The sequence below is a fragment of the Planococcus sp. TJ-301 genome, from assembly GCF_058268475.1.
The window spans coordinates 1,385,437-1,407,495 of the sequence record NZ_JBZDOH010000001.1; the positions used below are offsets into that span (position 1 = coordinate 1,385,437).

17 protein-coding genes and 1 pseudogene are annotated in these 22,059 nt (G+C 37.9%); 4 read left to right on the plus strand and 14 right to left on the minus strand.

The features are described 5' to 3' along the window. The first annotated feature begins 134 nt into the window (after positions 1 to 134). Positions 135 to 629, plus strand: coding sequence for a hypothetical protein (locus tag AC4EHJ_RS06950; protein ID WP_490974835.1), 495 nt, complete (start codon positions 135 to 137; stop codon positions 627 to 629). A gap of 98 nt (positions 630 to 727) precedes the next feature. After that, positions 728 to 1,627, plus strand: coding sequence for a neutral zinc metallopeptidase (locus tag AC4EHJ_RS06955; protein ID WP_490974836.1), 900 nt, complete (start codon positions 728 to 730; stop codon positions 1,625 to 1,627). A 197-nt stretch (positions 1,628 to 1,824) separates the two neighbouring features. Here AC4EHJ_RS06955 and galE read toward each other — a convergent pair. Next, positions 1,825 to 2,835 (minus strand): annotated as a pseudogene (galE, locus tag AC4EHJ_RS06960) (UDP-glucose 4-epimerase GalE); the annotation flags it as partial. 321 nt (positions 2,836 to 3,156) lie between these two features. Here galE and AC4EHJ_RS06965 point away from each other — a divergent pair. Continuing rightward, complete coding sequence (locus AC4EHJ_RS06965; RefSeq protein ID WP_490974837.1) at positions 3,157 to 3,960, plus strand: neutral zinc metallopeptidase; 804 nt, start codon at positions 3,157 to 3,159, stop codon at positions 3,958 to 3,960. 424 nt (positions 3,961 to 4,384) lie between these two features. Beyond that, complete coding sequence (locus AC4EHJ_RS06970) at positions 4,385 to 4,678, plus strand: hypothetical protein (RefSeq protein ID WP_490974838.1); 294 nt, start codon at positions 4,385 to 4,387, stop codon at positions 4,676 to 4,678. A gap of 412 nt (positions 4,679 to 5,090) precedes the next feature. Here the strand turns inward: AC4EHJ_RS06970 and AC4EHJ_RS06975 are convergent, their stop codons facing one another. The 13 genes from AC4EHJ_RS06975 to AC4EHJ_RS07035 form a co-directional block, all read right to left on the minus strand. Further along, positions 5,091 to 6,140: a polysaccharide deacetylase family protein gene (locus AC4EHJ_RS06975; RefSeq protein ID WP_490974839.1), complete on the minus strand. Its 1,050-nt coding sequence runs from the start codon at positions 6,138 to 6,140 to the stop codon at positions 5,091 to 5,093. Positions 6,141 to 6,346: 206 nt separating this feature from the next. Further along, positions 6,347 to 7,882, minus strand: a complete 1,536-nt coding sequence (locus AC4EHJ_RS06980) for a lipopolysaccharide biosynthesis protein (protein WP_490974840.1) — start codon at positions 7,880 to 7,882, stop codon at positions 6,347 to 6,349. Between the two features lie 112 nt (positions 7,883 to 7,994). Then, on the minus strand, positions 7,995 to 9,314 hold the full coding sequence (locus AC4EHJ_RS06985; RefSeq protein ID WP_490974841.1) for a hypothetical protein: 1,320 nt from the start codon (positions 9,312 to 9,314) through the stop codon (positions 7,995 to 7,997). A 2-nt stretch (positions 9,315 to 9,316) separates the two neighbouring features. Beyond that, positions 9,317 to 10,489, minus strand: coding sequence for a glycosyltransferase (locus AC4EHJ_RS06990; RefSeq protein WP_490974842.1), 1,173 nt, complete (start codon positions 10,487 to 10,489; stop codon positions 9,317 to 9,319). 152 nt (positions 10,490 to 10,641) lie between these two features. Continuing rightward, entirely contained in the window at positions 10,642 to 11,643 is a 1,002-nt protein-coding gene (locus AC4EHJ_RS06995) for a glycosyltransferase family 2 protein (protein WP_490974843.1), read from the minus strand. Positions 11,644 to 11,760: 117 nt separating this feature from the next. Then, positions 11,761 to 12,936, minus strand: coding sequence for a glycosyltransferase family 4 protein (locus tag AC4EHJ_RS07000; RefSeq protein WP_490974844.1), 1,176 nt, complete (start codon positions 12,934 to 12,936; stop codon positions 11,761 to 11,763). Positions 12,937 to 13,329: 393 nt separating this feature from the next. Further along, on the minus strand, positions 13,330 to 14,013 hold the full coding sequence (locus AC4EHJ_RS07005; RefSeq protein WP_490974845.1) for a CpsD/CapB family tyrosine-protein kinase: 684 nt from the start codon (positions 14,011 to 14,013) through the stop codon (positions 13,330 to 13,332). After that, entirely contained in the window at positions 13,973 to 14,746 is a 774-nt protein-coding gene (locus AC4EHJ_RS07010) for a YveK family protein (protein ID WP_490974846.1), read from the minus strand. Before AC4EHJ_RS07010 ends, AC4EHJ_RS07005 begins: the two co-directional genes overlap by 41 nt. 633 nt (positions 14,747 to 15,379) lie before the next feature. Further along, entirely contained in the window at positions 15,380 to 16,372 is a 993-nt protein-coding gene (locus AC4EHJ_RS07015; protein ID WP_490974847.1) for a polysaccharide deacetylase family protein, read from the minus strand. Positions 16,373 to 16,570: 198 nt separating this feature from the next. Further along, complete coding sequence (locus AC4EHJ_RS07020) at positions 16,571 to 17,698, minus strand: acyltransferase family protein (protein WP_490974848.1); 1,128 nt, start codon at positions 17,696 to 17,698, stop codon at positions 16,571 to 16,573. A 406-nt stretch (positions 17,699 to 18,104) separates the two neighbouring features. Further along, on the minus strand, positions 18,105 to 18,797 hold the full coding sequence (locus AC4EHJ_RS07025) for a sugar transferase (RefSeq protein ID WP_490974849.1): 693 nt from the start codon (positions 18,795 to 18,797) through the stop codon (positions 18,105 to 18,107). 527 nt (positions 18,798 to 19,324) lie between these two features. Next, a complete protein-coding gene (locus AC4EHJ_RS07030) occupies positions 19,325 to 21,046 on the minus strand; it encodes a right-handed parallel beta-helix repeat-containing protein (RefSeq protein ID WP_490974850.1) in 1,722 nt (573 codons plus the stop codon). A 542-nt stretch (positions 21,047 to 21,588) separates the two neighbouring features. Beyond that, complete coding sequence (locus AC4EHJ_RS07035; protein ID WP_490974851.1) at positions 21,589 to 21,894, minus strand: hypothetical protein; 306 nt, start codon at positions 21,892 to 21,894, stop codon at positions 21,589 to 21,591. Between the last annotated feature and the right edge of the window lie 165 nt (positions 21,895 to 22,059).

Below are 22,059 nucleotides of genomic sequence, written 5' to 3' on the forward strand. Positions count from 1 at the left end.
CTGAAATTCTGCCCGTCTGCCCATTATTATCGAGGAAGGAGGACTGCGTTAATCAAAACATCCATTGATTCCATACATTCATCCTGTCTATTTGCCCCTTCGAAGAAAAAATATAACTAAGAAGGTGACGACCCATGAAGCTCATCCGAAGGAGCCTATTTCTCTTGCTGCTTACACTAATATTATTAGGTGCTTTTTCAGCCGCACCTATTTTGGCGCATGACAATGGAGATAACACCCCTCCCCATTCCGTGCGCGCGATTTCCTGTGAATATATCCAGCACACAGGCCAATATGTCGTTAAAGCATTCCCACCGAATCACGCAACTGCGTGGTGGGGGCGAGAAGATGATGTTGTCCATTGGAAGCCCGTTCTTTATCAATGGAACGGTTCCCTATTTATCAAAGTCCGAGAAGCTAAAACTTTTCCTGCTTATGTTTACGTAACACCCTATGGCTTAAACCAAGGAATAAACCCAGGTTGGCGCAGCGCCACTACACATGGGCAAATGATTTTCATGCCGTTCTACAATTTGCCTTCAGGTACCTATACGGTATTGAACGTGATGAAATGGGAAAGCAATGGCCATGTACATTCGGTACCGGCTCCAAATTCATGCTCCATCTAACATGCGATATCAAGGAAAGAGCACTGCTAAATAGAGAAACCAGCTAATCCATTGTCTGCAAAGAACCATCGCTCCATGTAAGAAAGGAGAGGCTCATGATGCTGAATGAGTTTTTCAAAATTCTTATTACCGGCACCATGTTGATGTTATTGTCACAATGCAATACCATTCAAGGCCCTGCATACCTCATGACCGAAGAGCCGCAAACGCGGGAGCCAGTTACCACCAAGCAGGAGTTGAAAACCGAAAGTGTCGAAGAACCGCAAGAATTTAACTTGCCAAAAGCGGAACCTGCTGCACCCGGAGAAGAATTAAGATCGGGTTTTGAAACTGATGTCACCATTAACACCATGGAAGACTATATGACTTACGTTATTTATGATGTTCATGAATTTTGGGCAGACCTTATGCATGAAGGCGGCTACAGCCGGCCTTTTGTCGACTATTCGTTTCCGAGCGCGGTAGATGCGGAAAGTTATTTCACGGAATGCGGGTTCACCAAAAAAGTCGATTCCTTTTTTTGCCCCATCGATGACCAGATCGTCGTGACCCAGGAAATGGCGCAGCAAGTTTGGGACGGAACTTTAAATGGAAGGGATGTCGTGTCGACCGATTTTGTCGTGAATGACTTTTCGGTGGCGTTGCTGTTGGTCCATGAATACGTCCACTCGCTGCAAGCAGATCTGGGTTGGCTCCGAAGAGAGCCGCTCGAGGATGGAAAAGCAAACGCACCCATAGTACCGCTAGAGGCAACCGAGAATAATGCTTATTGCCTCGCGGGTATTTGGACCAATTCTAGCTACCACAGCGACCAACTTAAAACCCAAGACATTGAAAAAGCGATCAACGCGTTGATTGGCATTGGGGATGATAAATTAGGGGGTTCTGAGCCTCAAAGCATTGTAGAAGAACGTATAGAGGCATTCTTCGCTGGCTACGACAGTGGGATGGCGTCAGATTGCGATGCGTTTCTGTTGCACGCCTATAAGGGGCAATAAACAATACGATTTCCCATGGAGTGGTTCTTTTCACTGCATTATCATTTTCAGTGATGACAGGAAAATCCACTCCCTCTAACGAACGTTCATTCTTGGGAGTGGATTTCTTGTTCATTCAATTGTTGTACCAAGTTAACATCCTGCAGCATTGTTTCTTTCGCTGGGACTTGGATGTTCATGATAGGGTTAGCCAAGGTTTCGGTAAAACCATCCGGATTCTTCGTTTGCCATCGCCAGGAATCCCGGCACATGTCTTCCAAGCTTTTTTCCGCTTGCCAAGCCAGTAACTCCTTCGCCTTTCGCGGATTGGCGTAGCAGGCAGCAATGTCCCCGGGGCGTCTTGCCGTGATTTGATAAGGAATTTCAATGTCATTGACTTTGCTGAAGGCATCCACTAAATCGAGGACACTATAGCCAACACCCGTGCCCAGGTTAAACGTTTCGATTCCTTGATTGCCTTCTAAGTATTCGAGGGCTTTCAGGTGCCCATTCACGAGATCCGAGACATGGATATAATCGCGCACCCCTGTGCCGTCGTGGGTTTCGTAATCGTTTCCATAGACCTGCAGCTGTTGTCGTTTTCCGGCAGCCACCTGGGTGATATACGGCATCAGGTTGTTCGGGATCCCTGTTGGATTTTCGCCGATTCTACCGCTTTCATGAGCTCCGATCGGGTTGAAGTACCGCAACACGGCAATGCGCCAGGAATTGTCCGAAAGGGTTAAATCCTGCAGAATCTCTTCGATCATCAATTTCGTGCGCCCGTATGGATTCGTCGCAGAGAGCGGGAAGGTTTCATCTATCGGCAGGCTCTCAGGGCTTCCATAGACGGTAGCCGAAGAACTGAACACGAGCTTTTTCACGCCGTGCTTCGCCATCACCTTGCACAAGTTCAATGTCCCCGTTATGTTGTTGTGGTAATAGGCCAATGGCTTCTCTACGGATTCTCCGACCGCCTTGAATCCGGCAAAATGCATAACAGCTTCGATCTTGTGTGCGGCAAAAACTTCATCCAGACTTTCAGCTGCCAATAAATCAACATCATAGAACGGAAAATCCTTGCCGCTCAATTCCTTGATGCGCAAAATCGACTCCATCTGGCTATTGCCCAAATTATCTGCGATGACAATGTCATGCGCTTTATTCAGCAGCTCTACTGCTGCGTGGCTTCCGATAAAGCCAGCTCCGCCCGTAATTAAAATTGACATGGTTCACTCCCCTTTTTCATAAGACTCTTTACGCAAAGTTACTTTCCTTAGAAATAATATTGGTCAAAGGAACGTATCTTCATCGTAAAGAATTTATGTTAAAAAGAAGTTAAAAATCTGAATATTCGATATTCATTTAAAAAATATCCCTGGGAAGAAATCAATGAATTTGCCGGAAGCTCCTGCCGACTCCGAAAACAAAAAATAAATCACCAATAAATCAATTATATGATGAAATGATAGTTAATTGTTATAATATTTTGAATTTAGTTTTTCGCTGCGCTTGTGGATTTTCTTATTAAAAGCTAGGAGATGTTCATGATGACCGAAAAGTTAGCCCGAGTTTTTATATCCGCAGCACTTTTACTATTGCTCGCCGGATGGAGCACTCCTCCACATCCATCTACTGAAGAGACTGAAAACACGCAAGCCTTTGTACAAGGAGAACCCGCAACGTTCAACCCGGCCTTCAAGACGGAACTGCCAGTGGATTACACGGTGTACGATTACCTTGTTTATGTATTGAATGATGTCGATGCCTATTGGTCCCCGGTAATGGTTGGAGACGGCTATGCAGAACCGTTCGTCACTTATTCGTTCCCGGCCGCTGGAGAGCCGATTGTTACCGATTGCGCGCTGCCGGCACCAAAAGATCCACTGCAGGCATTTTATTGCGGAGCGGATGACCAAATCGTCATCACTCAGGAAATGGCCTTGCAGCTCTGGAACGGAACGCTAAAAACCAACTTGGACCCGCCCATTGAATACGAGGCGGGTGATTTCTCCGTAGCGTTTGTCGTAGCCCATGAATATGCCCATAATCTGCAGGCCGAGCTCCGATGGCAGCCAATCAGCAGCGACGCTGTACCTAAAACGGCTTCTCGAGGCAATGAACTTAACGCCGATTGTTTAAGCGGCGTATGGGCAAATTCGGTTTACGCGCGCGGCCTTCTGGAAACCACGGACATCCAGGAAGTCATGCGCACCCTGGCAGATATCGGTGAAGACTCGTCGAACCTGAATAAGACACACGGCACAACAAAAGAACGGACCGACGCGTTTCTGCTTGGCTATGATTCCGGATCCGCACCCAGCTGCGACTCTTATCTGACCACCCCTCAGTGACGTCTGAAAGGTCGGATTCGGTCGGTGGCCCCCCTCACTGCCGGTCAACATTTTGAATAAAACCCAAAAACCCGCTCCCTTGAATTCATATCTAGGGAGCGGGTTTTTATATGGATGTAAAATTAGAGATAATTATCTGATTAATTAAATAATTAATTGAAATTTTATCAATAAAAGCGTATAATGATTGTGTAGAAAGTCACATACATAGCACTCTAATCCGGATCTGCATGATTTCTAATCGGAAAAGAACCTAAATACGTTTACAATCCTCTGGCGGCAAACAAGACACCTGTTTCTGCAACCTGTGAATTCTGCCCGTCTCTCCATTGCCGACCATGCCGGAGGAAGGAGGACTGCATTAATCAGAACATCCGTTATTGCCTTACTACCACCCTGTTTATTTGCCCATTGAGGAAACAATATGTCTAAGAAGGTGACAAACATGAAGCGCTTCAGCAGAAACTTCTTTTTCTGGCTGCTCTCGTTTACCATCATAGGCGCTTTTTCAGTGACTCCAGTTTTGGCGCATGACACCGGGGAAGACTCCTCTGAACATGCCGTAAGCACGATTGCAAGTGAATACAGTGATGAAAATATGAAACACGGTAAGCATACCGGATGGCGTGATACTGAGGAAAAGATCCGTTCCATCACATTCACCAGCCTTGCGAAAGGGTCATACGTGGTCATTAACGTCAAGGACATGGGAAAGTGATGGATAATTCCATTGGGAAGTGTCACCGATTTGGTGTGATATTTGATTTCAATTCACAAATAGCAGCACGATTAATGGCCGCGCGAACGGAATCCATTGATTTCGTCCGCGTGGTCATCTCTATCCAGATCTAGACTTCATTACCCTGTGATTCACTTCGACCTCCACTCAAACTTTTTTTCAAGCTTAGGTCCGAATGAAAACACAAAGTCTGTCTTCAAATTCTTGAATTCCATTGAAGGCTTTTTTAGGGCACTCATTTTTATTGAATAAATTCAATTGCGACTTACACAGGGTTCAAATTCATAATAAGTGAATCTGGAGAAGGCAGGACCAATGGCAAAGTATAGTGTAAAATCATGAAAATTAAAGAGCCACCTGCAAATGGATGCCTGTGGCTCGATTAATGATTTTATTCCGTCACGACGCGTTTGAATTTCTGCATTAAGGCGGGAATACAGCCGTTCGCGAAAATTTGAGGAAAAGAATCCATCAGCAACGGACTATGTGAGATTCTCGGAAGGCAATTGGTGTATACCGAATGGGATGGGAAAATATTTCCGCATCTCACGGTGGTGCTCGTTTTAAAACCGAGCTCTTCCGCTATTTTGAATTCCCTGATGCCCGCTTCGTTTTCCGAACCGAAAGGAAAGGCGAAATGCTCAACCGCTTTTCCAATACGTGATTCGATTTCCCGTTTCGAATCGCCGATTTCCCGCCGCACCGATTGTACGTCTAGATTCTTAAGATTGTAATGGTTGCTGGTATGTGCTCCGATCGTAACCAGTTCACTGCGGGACAATTCTTCAATATCCTCCCAGTCCATCGTCATGCTATCCGAGAACTGCCGGAAATCAATGGAATTGCCGTCAAAAAGCAGAGAAAAAAGGCGATACTGCTCTTCAACATCCAAGCTCAAGATAACTTCCCTGAGTATTGAAGAGGTTTCCCTTTCCTCAGCTGGTGTTCTGGTGGGGTAATGATGATCTTTTCCTAAGAAATGAAATTCCACCTGTTCAACTTTCTTGACCAGCTCTTCCAGTGCATACCACCAGATAGTAGCTGTTTTGTCTGGAAAACAGGTTGTGACATAAATAGTGAAAGGAACATTGTATTTTTTGAAGATCGGATAGGCAATCGTATAATTATCTTTATAGCCGTCATCGAATGTAAAAACTGCAAATTTCCTATCAACCTTTACTTTTCCCGTTATAATGGCATGCGCTCTTTCAATTGAAACGATATCGTAGTTATTTTCGAGAAAATACCGGATCGTTCTTTCCAGCTGGGCAGCAGTTACTTCCAGATCGTCAATCACAACGTCCTTCTCACTTTCAACAATGCGGTGAAACATCAGTACACTGCCGATCCCTGAATATAAAGGGCTGAAAACGTTGGTAAACATTGAAAGCTTGGGATTGTTCAATGTTTTTTGAACTTGTTTTTTCACATATTTTTGCATACTATCCGCCTTTCCTGAGTAAGGTTGATCATTAGCCTTTCAATTCCGCCGCTCGTCGGCAGTTTCACATGGGAAACTTCGTAAAAATTTTCCTCCTTGCCTCACTTTAAATTATCTTGGTTAAGGAAAGGTTAAACTGGTTAAGATGCCGCAAATGAAAATGAAAATCGATATTCCATGTTCAAAATGAAATTTTGGCTCTCTTCCTATTTGTTATGATTGGCCAGCATTTTTTTGGGCAACTTATCCAAAATTAATTTCTTAAAATATAGAAACTCAACATTCTTACGGAAGACTATAAAGTAAAACGTATTGATAATTACAATATTCAGAAGGCAATTCATAAGAAATGCAGATAAAGTGATAGAATTCTGCAAGTTTATCGTAGCTGCATAAGTTAAACCTAAAGGCACTAATGCTATACCGGTATATTTAAAATACATACTAAAGTACTTGCGAAGCTTTACTTGGAAAACGTATTTATAAACTATTTTTGGTTTAACCCAGAAGACCATCGAAAGGTTGCTGATTAACGTACCAAGGAAGATGCCTGGAAGTCCGAAATATTGGACCAGAAGAATGGAAAAGACCAAGTTAATGATGGCTTCCAAAATTGCAGCATATTGATCCTGCTGATATAATCCAGCGGCTTCTTTAAAATTTTCGACAGATACCCGCAACATCGTTATATATAGATTCAGCAAAATGAGGGTGATGGTGAAAGTGTCGAGGAATTGGGTTTCTCCTAACCATAAAACGATAAATTGCCTGATTGTATTAAAATATGAAATAACTGTAAAAGAAGCAATCCAAAAATTGAAAAAGAAAAGTTTTTTATGGATGTCATATGCTTTTTCTTTATCTCCTTCGACCAAAAGGTTTCCAATGCTTGCCGTAATTCCGTTAAAAGCCTTTTGCACCATCTTTGCCGCAAACTCGATCACAAGATAATAGCTATTGTATATCCCGACGACAGCCAGATTGAGATAATACGAAATAAGAAGATTGTCCGTGCCAAAAACAGCATACCCGGCGATATTATGGATAAACAAAGCTTTAATATTCTTCCCCAACTGCTTCTTTTCCTGTTTCTCTAAAGTCTTGGGTGTTACTTTGCTCCACTTAAAGCGATTTTTGATGTATGCATTGATGATAATGAAATAGCAAATATTTATCACCAATTGAATTATTAGAAATAAGTAGAAACTAGGGAACTGAGATAATGCCACCATCTGCAGCACAGCTGTTAGTGAGAGTGAAGCTGTAATGGCAATTGTGATGCGGTAACTTTCTTGTGCAACAATCAGCAGGCTAAATTTGGCAGAGTAGAAGTATGTAATCACTGTATTTGCAAGAGTAAGTAAAAAGTAGAAACGGGCATCGTTAATGTTAATATCCCCTTTTATAAAAAAAGGGAAAAAGGGCAATACCGCTATTCCTGCGAGAAGGATGGTGAGGCCGATCGCCTGATAAAATTTCTTATAATATTGAATATACCCCATGACTTTTTCATAATCATTTTCAGCAAACGGTTTGTAAAGCGCATAAACAATAGCAGACGATATTCCAAGCTCCGCAAGGGATAAAAGACCAATGATACTCAAATATAAAGAAGTTAAACCAAGGATTTCAGGCCCTAATGCATCGAGAAAAACTTTCCTTAAAAGAAACACGGGCAGGACAGCTACAAAAAGCATTCCGACACTCACGATAAAATTCAATTCTGCTTTTTGCGTTCTCATCGACATTCTCCTGCCTTCTTTTTCTTAGGTATCTTAGCTGCGCTCACTACCACCTCAATACGACAAATATAAATGAATTCTAGGCTCACTATGGAATCTATACAAGTTGAACTTATATAACTCGTTTTTTATCATAAGTTAATGAAAAAAGAACTAAAAACAAATGTATTGGAAAGAAATCCATAACAATAGAATCTAAAGCAAAGTTTGAAAATAATAAAACTAAAAGTGGAATGCTGCTTACTGACAACACATTAAAAACTTTTTTCTGTTTAGTATTTATTAAAAACATTTCTCTTAAACTAAAAATATAGAATAATATAATTAAGACACCCATAAGACCAAAATTATAGAAGGAAATTAAATATATGTTATGGGGCATCCTATCATTTATAGTCCCTGTTCCATATCCAGCGCCAAATAATAGGACATTAAAATTCTTTATTATTTCCATTAAATAAAGTCCCCAAGCTGTACTTCTATCAGTAGTTAAGCTTTTTAAATTTGCATCCTCCAGATTTAATCTTTCTGCAAAAGAATCATAGAAATAATCAAATGAGAATGAAGTGACAACAACTCCGATAAGAAGCAGCGAAAAAACAAATTTCAACCCGAATTTTAAATTGTTTTTTAACAGAGACAATATGCTTAGTACAATTAAGAACAAAAGAGAAACTAAATACATTTTCGAAAGTGAAAATAAACCGAACAACGAAAGCATCACAATTAATAAGATGGAAATAAGTTTTTTTTCATCATTATGGTATAAGTTGACCAATAAACAGGATACGGCTATAAGAATATGCATTGAAAAGTAGTTAGGATCTAAATCCAGTCCGGCGAATCTAACATTTAAATTTCCATTAACAACTAAAGTATATGTGGTAGCCATATCTAAGAAATATTGATCCATGATTGGTATCGCATAAGCAATTAATCTTAAAACACTGGCAGTTAACAAACCAAGGGAATATATAATGGTATATTTCCCAAATTGTTTTCTATCTTTAACAAACAATGCAGCTAAAAAAACGACTGTGAAATTCAGTAAGAAACCTAAAACCAGGGTAAGTGTTCCTCCTTGAATGAGAGATACACTAATCACAAAACCAACAAATAAAAAGTAACTAAATAAATAGTTAAATTGGATTTTTTTGTCAGAGATAATAAAATACAATACACATACGAATATATACAGTGCAGATAAAAATAAGAATAAGGAGAATTGGTCAAAATGAAATTTCAAAGTATATATCCAAGGGACAAAAAATAAAAGATATATAAATTTATTTTCTATTTTATCGACTATTATTGCTAAAGAAATAATGAGGATGAATAGTATTAAAAAGATATTACTGCCAGTGTAAATTTTCATTACAACCAAGAAGCAGGAAAAAATACATATAATTATACTCAAATTTTCTCTAATCATAATTATTTTATTACCTCCAGAAATTGCTTCATTGTATTCGAATTTGAAAAACCTCCCTTTTCACTATTTTTTTTCAAATCACCAAGTTTTTCGGGATTTTCCAGAATATCTTTTAGACCCGCGAATAAGTCTTCTAATTCCATTCCGGTGATAATTCCATTGTGATTATTCATTATTTGTTCGTGTGCAGCAGAATAATTAGTTGATAACACAGGTGTTCCAAGAATTATTGATTCCCCAACAACCATAGGGTAGCCTTCATAAGCGGAAGTAAGCACAAACAGATCGCTTTTTTCGATATAAGGATATGGATTAATTTTTTCGCCCACAAATTCGACGAAATCTGAAACTCTTAATTTTTCCACCAATTGTTTATTCAATTCCATATCTGGTCCATCACCAACCACTATCCATTTATAATTTAAAATAGAGGACTCTTTTAATAGTTTGCTTATTTCGGGAATTAAGTGAAAACGTTTTGTTGAATTGTCTATACGGCCAACTGAGACTAAATTAATTGTCTTTTTTTCAATTGGATTGAGAACACTCGCTTTTTTCTTTATTTCTTCTATAGGGAAAAAATTATAAACTACATGAGTTTTAAATCCGAACTCAGGAATAAGTTTATGAAATTTTTGCTTGCAAGCTTCCGACACACAAACAACTTTGTCAAAATCTTTATAGGTATTTAAAGAGTTTTTAAATTTAAAACCCGCTTCGATGGGATCTGTATGAATCCAGGCAATTTTTTTGGCGTGCGTATTTTCAATAACGAACTGATTTGTTCCCCGATTAAAATAACCAGTTTGTATATCATTAAAGTAAGAGATTGCAATGTCATATCCTTTAAATTTTCTTTGCATTTTAAAAAGTAAACTATAAAAATTTTTAATCCCTATAATTCTGACGCCCAGCATACATGCTATTCTTAAAAATATATGTAAGTAGCTCTCATTTTTTCGGACTGTTGAAAAAGGTGTAGAAACCAGCCTTAAAAGCAAAGAACCAAAATATAGATTAATATTTTCTGGAAGCTCCTCAATGAGAGCCCCTCTCCCAAATATAAATACATCTATTTCAAATTCTTCATCTTTACTTAACTCTTTAATAGTATTGACAAGAGCTTTTTGAATCCCACCCATCTCCATATTTCGAGCAACAAATAATAATTTCATCGTAATCACCCCACCAAGATTATTTAATTTACTTCCTCTTTTATATTTTCCGATACAACTTTCCTATTCTATTCTCCATCCTGATTCAACCATCATTGGATTCTTGAACCACTTGGGAAATATTTCCGAGTCATTTGAAAGCATCAGATTCGTCATTTTTTTGATAGGCTGACAGTTACAAGTTGGAAGTAAATCATTGATAATTTAGCAGTCAGGTTAATACCTGCAAAATGACAAATATATTTAATTAGCTTCGTCCGTTTATCATGACGAAAGTTGAGGATCCATTGAAGCTTTTCCAAGTCTGATTTATGCTTTACCTTACGTTTTCTAGATAGGTAGCTATATCCCCAAATCAAAAAAATATATTCATATGCTAATAAACTATAAATTAAAACTTTGGAGTTAAGATCTATGCTATTTCTGTCAGCGTATTTCATCCATTTTTTAAAAATGTAGAACAAGTCTAAAAAACGCTTTTCAGTATATACATCAGTTTCAGATCCACTTCTATTCTGACGATAAAAGTAGTGTAAATGAGAACAATATGAATACTTTTCTGCTTCCATATATATTTTCAAACTCCAATCAATGTCTTCATACTGTAAGTTTTTTATAAAGTAAATTTCTTTTTCCACTAAGAAATTTCGCCTGATAACTTTTGTGCAAGGTGAAGCGGGAAACTTATTTAATTTTGAAATATGCTTAATCACTTCGCTTTTTTCTTTACCATATATTTTATCGAATTCATAACCATCATTAATTAACACTTTCTTGCCATCAGGATATATTTTTACACCTTCAAGAAAAATAACATCTACATTTCCATATTTTTGAATATTTTCACTTATTTTTACTAAAGTATTTGAGTTAATATAATCATCACCATCAATAAATAAGATATATTCCCCCGTTGCATAGTTGATGCCTACATTTCGGGCGTCAGAAGCTCCACCATTTTCTTTTTCAATTACATTAATAAAACTATATTTCAAAGAATAATCTTTACATATTTCCCCACTCCTATCAGTAGACCCATCATTAACAAGAATTATTTCGTAATCGGTATAATTTTGTTTCAATATACTTTCAAGACACTCTTCCAGATAACTTTCAAGATTGTAAACAGGAATAATGATACTAAATTTTTTCAAATCACCTTCTCCTTTCATATCATTGAATTTTCCGACTTTCACCTGTATGGATTAATTAAATGCAGGGGTTTTGTCAGTTTAATAAATTCCAGATATTTAAAATCAATGTATGTAACATTAGTTAGTTTTACTCTCGAAATCATACTTTCTATCAATATGCATCTCAGAATATATTTTTTTCATCTCTTTACTTACGTTAAATACACCAAAATTCGAGACTCCTTCTCTGTTATATTTCCCCATCTGTTTTCTTAGAGATTCATCATTATATAAATGATTCAAAGCTGCTGTGAAACCTTCTATATCTCGAGGCTTTAAAAGCATTCCCCCCCTACCTTCTACGACTATGTCTCTATTCCCCCTAATATTTGAACATACGATAGGCAGCTCTGAAGACATTGCTTCCATCAGAGATAAAGAAAGCCCTTCACGAAACGAAGGGAAACCATAGACATCTGAAGCTTTCAGGATTTCTGCTACGTCTTTTCGAAAGCCTAAAATTTTCACTTGATTTTCTACTTTTAATTCTTTAGCTAGATCATTTAGTCGACTTTTTAAAGTTCCTTCACCACAAATCACAAAATAAAAGTCTGGATTATTTAATTTTGAGATGGCCTTTATTAATACTTCATGGTTCTTGTTTTCGTTTAACTCGCCTATTGAAAGAACTACAAATGCATTTTTAGGAATATCTAATTCCTCTCTAATTGTGTTGCTGCTAAGGGATAAATTTGAGAACTTTTCAGTATCCACTCCTACTCCGGGTATATAACTCACTTGTCGTGAATGAAAATTCTGGGCTATTTTATAATCTTCATTATTAATAGTTATCAAGGTATCGGTCCATTTCGATAATAGTTTCTCAATCGGATAAAACAATAACCAGTTGATCATCAAAGCTCCTTTGTAGAAATGAAAACCGTGTGCGGTATAAATGACAGGCACCTTCAACTTTTTTCCTGCTAACCTTCCAACTACACCACCCACTGGAGAATGGCAGTGAATAAATTCATAACGGTTCTTTTTTATCAATATTTTCAATTGATTATATGCTCCAGCATTTGTTCGTATATTTGTAGCTTTTCGGGAGAAATCTATTTGATGATAAGAAATATTCTTTCTAATAAGTTCTGTTTTAAATTCATTGACTCTATGGGCTGAACTGGTATTCCCTAATTCAAAATTTGCGGCTACATGTACTTCATAACCAAGGTTATGGAGTATATTGATATTCGTCATATTAAACTGATCTATCATTGATGCAACGGAGGCCAACATTAATACTTTTTTCATGAATGGGCTATGCTCCTTCCCAATTTCAATCTTTATATTTAACAATTCACGGATCAATAGAGGTCATAATCTATATATGGTTTTTTAAATAAGTAACCTATTGAAAATAGCTTCGCTAAGATATCTCTCGATATGGCGCAAACAGCAGAGAAAACCGTACTGCTACTGCATCGCTACGCTGCTTCTTCGCAAAGGCATAGCCACAATGCTTGGGTCCATGCCTTCGCAGCTGTTTTGCGGAATATCAATTATGAACAATCATTTGTTCAACTTATAAAGCTATTAAAAGTTGGATTTTCAGTTTTTTAACATATACCATTATGTAGCACCCGTGGCTTTATGAAGGGGCAAGAAAGAGATAAAAGTGGGCTGCTCTTACTCTTTTGCGCGGTATTATTGATAATAGCCACTGTTTTTCGGAAATACGAAATTGTTCAATACAGCACCGATGATGCGACTATTTGAAGATTCAATCGCTTCTTTCGCTTTTAATGCACTTTCTTTCTCAGTGTGTCCCGAGTTGATGACGAGAATGGTACCGTCGCATTTATTCGCAAGGATCTGTCCATCAGCGACTGACAGCACTGGCGGGGCATCGAATATCACCAGGTCGTACATGTCGGTCAATTGACGAATCAGCTCATCCATCGATTTCGATGACAGCAATTCCGCCGGGTTTGGCGGGATGGGGCCGCACGTCAACAAATCCAAATGCTCCACCACAGTTGAGCGGATTGCTTTTTCTACAGTCGTTTGCCGCGTCAGTACACTTGAAAGCCCAGCCGTATTTTCAATTTGAAATGTGTAATGGGCCGTCGGTTTGCGCATATCCCCGTCAACCATGAGGACCTTCCTGCCTTCTTGAGCAAATACCACTGCGAGGTTCGCCGAGGTCGTTGACTTGCCTTCTAATGGCGCTGTTGACGTTACGACAAGTGTACGTATGTCCGCATCCGGTGATGAAAAAGTAATATTCGTGCGCAATGTTCGGAATTGCTCAGCTTCAAAGGAGCGGGGATTTGTAAATGTGACAAGCTTACGTGCTGTCTGCTGGAGAGGCTTTTTCTTTCTGACCATTGCTTATCTCCCCCCTTCTTTTGGAAGTCATTTTTTCATCCTGTCCGATTTCAGCTTTTTCGACAATCAGCGGAATGATGCCAATCACCGGGATTCCGAGGATGTTTTTGATATCCTGCTGGTCTTTTATTGTCATATCCAGATTTTCCAGAAGAAAAGCGATTCCGACTCCAAGCATTAAACCAACTACTGCCGCAATTGCCATATTGAGCAGTGGGTTCGGGGATACCGGAACCGGGTTGTCCTTTAAGACCGCCAAGGAAAGAATAGTGACGTTATCGACGTTCATCAAACCCCTAACTTCATTTTCAAAAACGGCAACTGTCGAATTGGCGATTTCCACTGCTAATTCCGGATCTTGGTGTTCCACCCAAATATAAACTATTTTCGATTGCTCATCGTTACTGATGGTCATGTTTTCAATCAACTCATCCGTTGTCATATCAAGGTTCAACTCATCAACGACCTGGTCCAGGACTACAGGGCTCTTGATGATGCCCGAATAAGTTTTAATCAATTGCAGATCAGCCTCAATGTTCTGGTCTATCAATTCACCTGTTTCTGCCGGGCTCTGGTTGATGAGAATCTCTGTCGATGTCTGATAGACAGGCGTCAAGACAAAGTACGAGATGAGGCCGGTAGTAGTGATTGCAAGAATTGTCAAAAATGCAATAAGGACGAGATGCTTACGCATTGTTTTAAAGATATCTTTTAAACTGATGGATTCTTCCATATAACTGCCAACTCCTTAAGATTTTTGTTGAAGAGAAAATAGGTTATGCCCAGAGATTTCAACAACTGAATCATTAGTCATCCAAAATGATGCACGAGAACATTTGGTTTGAAAATTGCTGGATTGCCGTAACGCCCTTGCTTTCTCTTTCCAATTACTCTCTATATTTTTGATTGGGGTCATAGTCCTGGTCTCACTCTCCATTCTGTTGTTTATATAATAGACTATTATTTTCTCAAAAGATAGACAATTCTTATTATTCAGTTTTTAGTGTTTTTAAAACAATTACTTATGCTATTTATCAATCTACATTTCTTAAAGAAGCCGCAGAATAAGAATCTATTTGTTCAATTATTTTTCCTAGATGAACTGGAAAAGAAAATCTTTGTCCTCTTCATCGTTTCATCAGATCTCTCTTATTAGCATCCTCTTTCTTCTCAATACTCTACTTATCTTGGGCATATTCTTAGATCCTGTTTATCTGACTCAGTATCTATATAAGTTGAACAAAAGAAATTCAGATTTATACATCGCTTCGGACGCTTTGGGAATGACGCCCGCAAGAGTAGCTGTTTCGCGGAATATCGAACCTCATAAAATATAAATTCAGCTAATATAATTATTTTTAGTAAATTATTCAGGTACTTGTTTTGTACGAATGATGGTGTCTGCCAGTTTTCCCATATTACTGCTTTTCCAATTGTATTTATTATGTAAATATTTGTAATGCAGAACTATACGTTCTATTTGCTGTAAATTTTCTTGAATGTTACTTCCACTATTATGGGGATGCCACCATAGGTGATAGATTTCTTGGTTTTTAGCAGCATAAGTCATGTCATTTAATATTCTTTTTAGCTTTATTTTCTCGAGAACCTTCAACTTTTTAAAGTAAGGCCGAAAAAATCGACTTGCTGCTAAATTTATCAACTCTTTCTTAAATTCGACATCTTCCGTCTTATAAGTGTTATGTCCGAAAATATTTAGATAAGAATCTGCCAAACGCAAGGCTCGAGAGCTTACTCTATTTTTTTCTTTTTCAGATTCGGACATATAGATATTTGTCTTTTCTGTTCCCCTATAAGCTTTAATGCCATATAAAGCGCAACTATCTAAATACTCCTCATTAACTTGGTTTCTTGGGAAAACTATCGACGATACTTCCACCCCTTCGGAGATCCTTTTAAATGCTTTTAAATCTTCTATAAAGTTGTCTTTGTTTTGTCCATCCTCCAAGCAATAATAATGCGAAAAAGTATGAGAACCAATCTCTTGGAAAGGAGTTTCTTGAATTAAGCGGATTAATGAAGCACCATAATGGTAAGGATCTTCAATTTCATTTTGCCCTATTTTCTTAATATGTTGATACGCTGACATTTCATGATTGTTGTAATTTGGAACCGTTTGGGGAATGTTATCCATAAGGATCTTTCGGTTTTCAGAAAACAGTAAGCCCACTGTTGCCCAAGTAGCGTATATCTCGTTCTCCTCAAATATTTTTAATATTTGCGGTAAGACTACTCTAACTCCCAGAATGTTATCGCTATACTCTTCCTTGCTGACTTTATCAAACATCCCCCAATATAATTCAAAGTCGAGAGAGATTATAAAATATCCATTTGTCACGATTCTTTTGCCCCTTTCTAATGCAAAATATTTTTTTGAAAAACTAATTGTCTTTTATCATAAGAATAGGAGGTTAAATGCAAGTTAAATTATTAGAATATTGAATCAAAAAACTACCTGAAATTCTATTTAAGAATTTCAGGTAGTTTTTAGTTAGCGTTATTCAGCTGATTTGAAAAATTACTGGAGACGCGAATTTCATGAAATTTTAACACCTGTAAATAGAAATTTTCCTATTTTTGTTTTTCTTATTAAGAAAAACTCTAACAAATAGGTTATACAAATAGACAAACATAAAACCACGATATATGAATAATTTGTAGAAGTGCTTCTAAAATTTAAATAGTAGTAAGAAACTATAACAATAACAGGTTGGTGGAGTAAATAAATAGAATAAGAAGAATCAGATAAATATCTAAGAAAATTATTGGTTTTGTTAAAGTATTTATACAATATGTATAAAGCAAATAGCAAAAAGTAGTATTTCGCGATAAAAGTAAATAGCTGATCAACGGCTGACCCAATAATATGTTCGCTATTCACAGTTAGATTCATTAAAAAAGATGCCGCAATCAGTAGAATCGAAATGGTAATAAGTCTCTTTTTAGTGAACCTCAACACAAGGTCTTCATATTTGTCCCAAAAAGTATAAAGTAATACACCTAACAAAAAATAAGGTAAGAAAGTGCCGAAATCAATAATAGGTATAAGGTGTGGATTAAATGGTGTAATTTTTTCTGCCAACCAGCACAATGTGAGTATGATAAATGAGAAAAATATAAAGAAAATGTCCAAAGATATGCTATTCATATTGTGCAGTTGTTTTTTCATCATTTTAAATCTATTTATATTTTTGTACTTTTTTAATACTTCTACAGTGACGTATAAAAAGAAACTGTATATTAGGACTAAATATAAAAACCACAAATGCGATAAGTCGAAGTTTTTACTCCAGGGAATTGTCGTTTGCACGACCTCTTGCAAAGTGTATTGCCCTTTAAACAAGACAAGTGCATAAAAATTTTGTAAGAGAACGAATATAAACAAGGTAGATAATAAAGGCAAACCGAGTCTTAAAAGTTTGTTTTTCGAAAATGATAGAAAATCATATTTCTTTACAGAATAAATTGCAAAATACCCCGAGATCAACATAAATAGGGGCATCCTGAACATACTTATAAAAGCAGTTAGCAGAGAAACCTCTTTACTAGAATCTTCGAAATTCGCATTTATTATCCATGGACTCGAAAATACGAGCCCCACATGATAGAAAAAGCCAAGTACACTAGCAAGAGCTTTTCCGTTGTCAAAAAAGTTCTTTCTCATTTAATTCCACCCCCTAGTTAGAAACTTAAATATAAAAGATAATTGTAAAAAATGATACAGAAGAATTTCGTGTCTCTAAAAAAAATCGTTGCATTAAAACCAATATAAGCTATAAAAAAGAAACTTATTAGCAGTTGGAGCAAAATAAGACGGGCTAGACATCCAGATAAATTTGCAGATTCTGCCGTTAATAACTCGATTGATTGATAAAGATGCTGTTTGCTTCAATATTCTAACTCAGAAAGCCCCTTCTTTAAGATTTGAATCTGATTTAGTCATCAGTTCAATTCTATGTCAGGAGCTTTCGTTTTATAATTATTTGATTTTATCCTTTAATAACGCTTATTCCTCACAGGAACCGGAAGCTCTCCAAAAAAAATTGTATGGGACAAATAAGTATAAGCAATCAAAGAAGTTGATCACTTTCTTTAAGAATTTCTAAGTATTTATCGCTGTTTATTTTTTTCTCTCTCAACAAGTAGTCTCCAAAATCTTCGCCTGTCTCCATCCCTTTATTGCTGATGCCTTCTCTTTTGAAAACTATAAATACAGTTAATAAAATAATCTTGCAATCGTTATAGAAAGTAATGTTATCTAAATACTCAGTGTCCAAATCAAGTTTTGTTTCCCACGAAAGTTCATTGCGGCCATTGACTTGCGCCCAACCGGTTAATCCCGGTAGTGCACTATGCCTTTTTCTCTGCTGGGCATCCATGAAGACCATGTCCTTTACTAATTGCGGCCTAGGACCAACTATGGACATATCTCCTTTGAGAATATTGAATAATTCGGGAAGTTCATCAAAAGAAGTGGATCTTAAAAACTTTCCAAACTGAGTTAGTCTATGGCTATCAGGCAGCAGTTTCCCACCAGCATCTCTCTCATCTGTCATGGTTCTAAATTTACACATAGTAAAAATTTTTTCATTGAAGCCAGGTCTTTTCTGTTTAAACAAGACAGGACTGCCTAACTTGAGCCTTATAAGAAAGGCAAATATTATAATGGGTATGCTTAAAACCAAAATTGCCAATAAAGAAATCACAATGTCTAAAAGACGTTTGAAATAGTTTTCGTAGAACCCTCTTTTTCTTCCTTTCATAAATACACCTCGATTTTCTTTTAATTTTTCCTAAACCACCTGGCATCACATCTTAAACGTCATTCCCCTGTTTGACACCTCTTTCTAAATGATAAAATATTTTTAAAAAACTGAAATTTCTAATAATTAAAGCTAATAATATCACTCCTTATATACTATGTCACCATCAAATATTCTAAGTTTTATTAAGAATTTGAACAATTATACCTAAGACGTGATAAGTTTCTAGATTTTGTAAGTTTTAAAGAGATGAAGACTGTAAAACTTTGCGGTAAAATTAGATTTGAGCCAAACTTTCTTTAAATAAGATATCTACATTTTTTAAAAACTGCTGTATTCAGTTGCAAAATACGAGGAGTGCATTTGAAATGAAATCGAGCTGTACAGTTCCTGAACGATGATATCCAGCCCGTCTATCGGCTTGCTTCGGTCTGTCCGCTTTTAGCACAAAAAAACCACTCCTCAAATTTGTTGATTTGAGGAGTGGTTTTCTTGTGCATTCAATTCACGCGCATAATCCGCATCGTTCAGGATTTTTTGTTCCTCCGTCCCCCTTTTGCTAACTGATCCGTTGTGAAAAACTCTGTTGTCAGTGCTTTCACTTTATTGCTTAATAGCAGGATGGCGATGGCGTTTGGAATGAGTATTGTCATCAAAATGATATCGAGGAAGCCCCAGATCACTTCTGCTGCTCCGACAGACGTTTTGTCTGCTTGTTTTATACAAACGTAAACTCCGTCAGCTATTCCAGCTCCGCCTTTCACAAACATGGTTTTGCTTCGATAAAAGGCGTTGGCGTTTGGAAGAATCGATGATGTCATCGGTAGTTCTTTGTTGTTTTTAAATAATTCTATTTGAGTTGTTGCAGGAGTACCCTCAGTTCCTTGGAATTGAGACCCCATATCCTGACCTTTGTACCCCGTACCCCGAGCATGTGAAACGATCGCTAACGAGAAGTTTCTTGTCCCTGTTATCGCACCAGTGGCGTCTTTGAACACCGTCCCATAAGCCGACGTGCTGCCCTCCAAATCCAGAAGCACTTTAGCGTCAATCCCGATCGGCTCTTCATCACCTCCCTCTGACTCACGGAAAAGGTTGTTTCGGATAGTCAGTTCGGTAAGGTCTGTCACCGCAGTGTCGTAAACGTGCACCCCGTAACCCTCTGACCCTTCGCCAGTGAACAATACATTGTTTTCAATTAATATGTTTTCCACTTTTGATGGGATGAACACGCCCGAATACAGAACATCGAAAGTAACGTTGTTGCGGACAATGATGTCTTTTAGCACGTAAGGCGTTCCAGCTTCCTCGTTGAAAGCAGCGATGTTGATTCCGCGATTGCAAGCAAAAATTGTGTTATTCCGTATGACCACGCTTTCCAACTTCCCGCCGTTTTCCGCCCCCGTGGAAATCCCCGAACCGGGCATATCGGAAATGGTGTTGTTGAACACTTCAATGTTGTACTGATGACCTGAATAAGCATCAATATAGATTCCGACTGAATGGACGTTTCTCACCGTACAGCCATGGATTTTCCCGTTTCTTGATCCTTCTTTCACATCTATCCCTTCCTTGAAACTGTCTGATACATTACAGTCCTTTATCTCAAAGCCATTTACATCATTCAATGTTATACATTCGTCCCATGTGTTAGCACAAGCATCCACTATTGTGCAATTGGCTATTTCGATATCATAAGCCTTCTGGATATGAATACCGCAACCGAATGTGCTCACCGTTGAACAGTTTCTGATTTTTATGTTTCTCATATCCTTGTTCGCTGGGAACGGTCTCAAATCCCCGATGCCGAAAGCCGCAGAGTTCTGAATGCTAAGACCCTCAATGACCAAATGGCTGTGGCGATTGAATTGAATCAATGCCCCTGTTGAGCTTTCGCCCCACTCAAGTCCAGTGCCATCAATAATAGGACAATGTCCGAGACAGTTTCTTAATGTTATCGGATTGGTTTCAGTACCTGATTTAGTGAATTGCACCCGTTCATTGTATGTGCCGTTCATGACGTTGATGGTGTCTCCGGCAATCGCTTTGTTTAAAGCGTGTTGGATTGATTTATAGGGGAATTGTAACGAGCCGTTTCTTCTATCACTTCCTAATCCCGCATTGACGTATATTTGTTTAGATATTTCTACCATTTGTGCAATAGCGCTATTCACTGCAACTTTAGCATTTGCAATCTCTTGTAAAAGTTGACCATCAATCATTTCTTTATTAATCTTATTCAAGGCCAAATCAACCACCCCTTATTAGCTAAACATTTTATAACTATTCCTTGCACTGTGCTTAATTTCAGTTGTTATTTTGAAAGAGTCTGTCTTAGTGTTAGCCACTTACCGGAATTGTTAAGTTCATTTTTACCTTTTAATTTATTTAATAAAAATCTGATATAACTTAAAGTCATATAAGATTCATTTAAGCAGAGCAACATCATAGTCCTATATATGCCACTTCATTATAGCACCATAAATCGAACGTATACTGAAAATTCAGATTATGATTATCAAGGTAATAGATTCAGCCTCCTCTCGATAGTGTAGCCAGCCATCTTCACGAAAAAAGGCAGGGGTACGTTGCAAAGAACGGCAGTGGGGGCAACTCATTTTATGGCAATTACGCTTTCTGCATAAATCAAAAAAATCCGCTCATTTGAACAATTTGTTCTTAAGAGTGGATTTTTTCTGTATTCAATTTTTGTGCATCTCTAGAATGATTCAGAGCAGCTCTTTTCCTTGGAACGCTGCACTAATGTCTTCAAACCAAGAGCTCAATATATCTATGCCGAATACTCCATAGCAAAGGGCCAAAACACAATCAGATAACCCAGCAGCAAGATTAAAGTGAAGACTGTGGCCCAGAGGGTATTTTCTTTAAGCTGTTTTTTTCTAAGTAAACTGGTTATAAGCAAAATTACGTTCGGTGATGCACCAAGTGCGGCCATAAACAGCAAAATATTGATGATTTCACTTCTCGGCGCTTCTTGATTGCCGCTTCCGAGCCCCATTACTGTCACCCCGTACAAAGCGATATGAGCCAGAATCATACTGATATTAATCAGGAAATAGATTTTGAAAACTTGCAAAGACGCCCTCCCTCTGAGCATACATCCTTATATTATGTTGTCTTTTTTTTGTTTTTCGTTCCCAATGTGCGACACATATTAAAGGATTTCCGCTTTTCGCAAAAAAATAAACAGCCACTCCAGGAATGTTGCATTCCCGGCAGCGGCTTTCTTTCGCATTCAATT

Coding starts and splice junctions, on each gene's coding strand:
- AC4EHJ_RS06990 (WP_490974842.1), bottom strand. CDS start 10,489: ATGAAATTATTATTTGTTGCTCGAAATATGGAGATGGGTGGGATTCAA.
- AC4EHJ_RS07020 (WP_490974848.1), bottom strand. CDS start 17,698: ATGAGAAAGAACTTTTTTGACAACGGAAAAGCTCTTGCTAGTGTACTT.
- AC4EHJ_RS07025 (WP_490974849.1), bottom strand. CDS start 18,797: ATGAAAGGAAGAAAAAGAGGGTTCTACGAAAACTATTTCAAACGTCTT.
- AC4EHJ_RS07005 (WP_490974845.1), bottom strand. CDS start 14,013: ATGGTCAGAAAGAAAAAGCCTCTCCAGCAGACAGCACGTAAGCTTGTC.
- AC4EHJ_RS06975 (WP_490974839.1), bottom strand. CDS start 6,140: ATGCAAAAATATGTGAAAAAACAAGTTCAAAAAACATTGAACAATCCC.
- AC4EHJ_RS06955 (WP_490974836.1), top strand. CDS start 728: ATGCTGAATGAGTTTTTCAAAATTCTTATTACCGGCACCATGTTGATG.
- AC4EHJ_RS07000 (WP_490974844.1), bottom strand. CDS start 12,936: ATGAAAAAAGTATTAATGTTGGCCTCCGTTGCATCAATGATAGATCAG.
- AC4EHJ_RS06985 (WP_490974841.1), bottom strand. CDS start 9,314: ATGATTAGAGAAAATTTGAGTATAATTATATGTATTTTTTCCTGCTTC.
- AC4EHJ_RS06950 (WP_490974835.1), top strand. CDS start 135: ATGAAGCTCATCCGAAGGAGCCTATTTCTCTTGCTGCTTACACTAATA.
- AC4EHJ_RS06965 (WP_490974837.1), top strand. CDS start 3,157: ATGACCGAAAAGTTAGCCCGAGTTTTTATATCCGCAGCACTTTTACTA.
- AC4EHJ_RS06980 (WP_490974840.1), bottom strand. CDS start 7,882: ATGAGAACGCAAAAAGCAGAATTGAATTTTATCGTGAGTGTCGGAATG.
- AC4EHJ_RS06970 (WP_490974838.1), top strand. CDS start 4,385: ATGTCTAAGAAGGTGACAAACATGAAGCGCTTCAGCAGAAACTTCTTT.
- AC4EHJ_RS07010 (WP_490974846.1), bottom strand. CDS start 14,746: ATGGAAGAATCCATCAGTTTAAAAGATATCTTTAAAACAATGCGTAAG.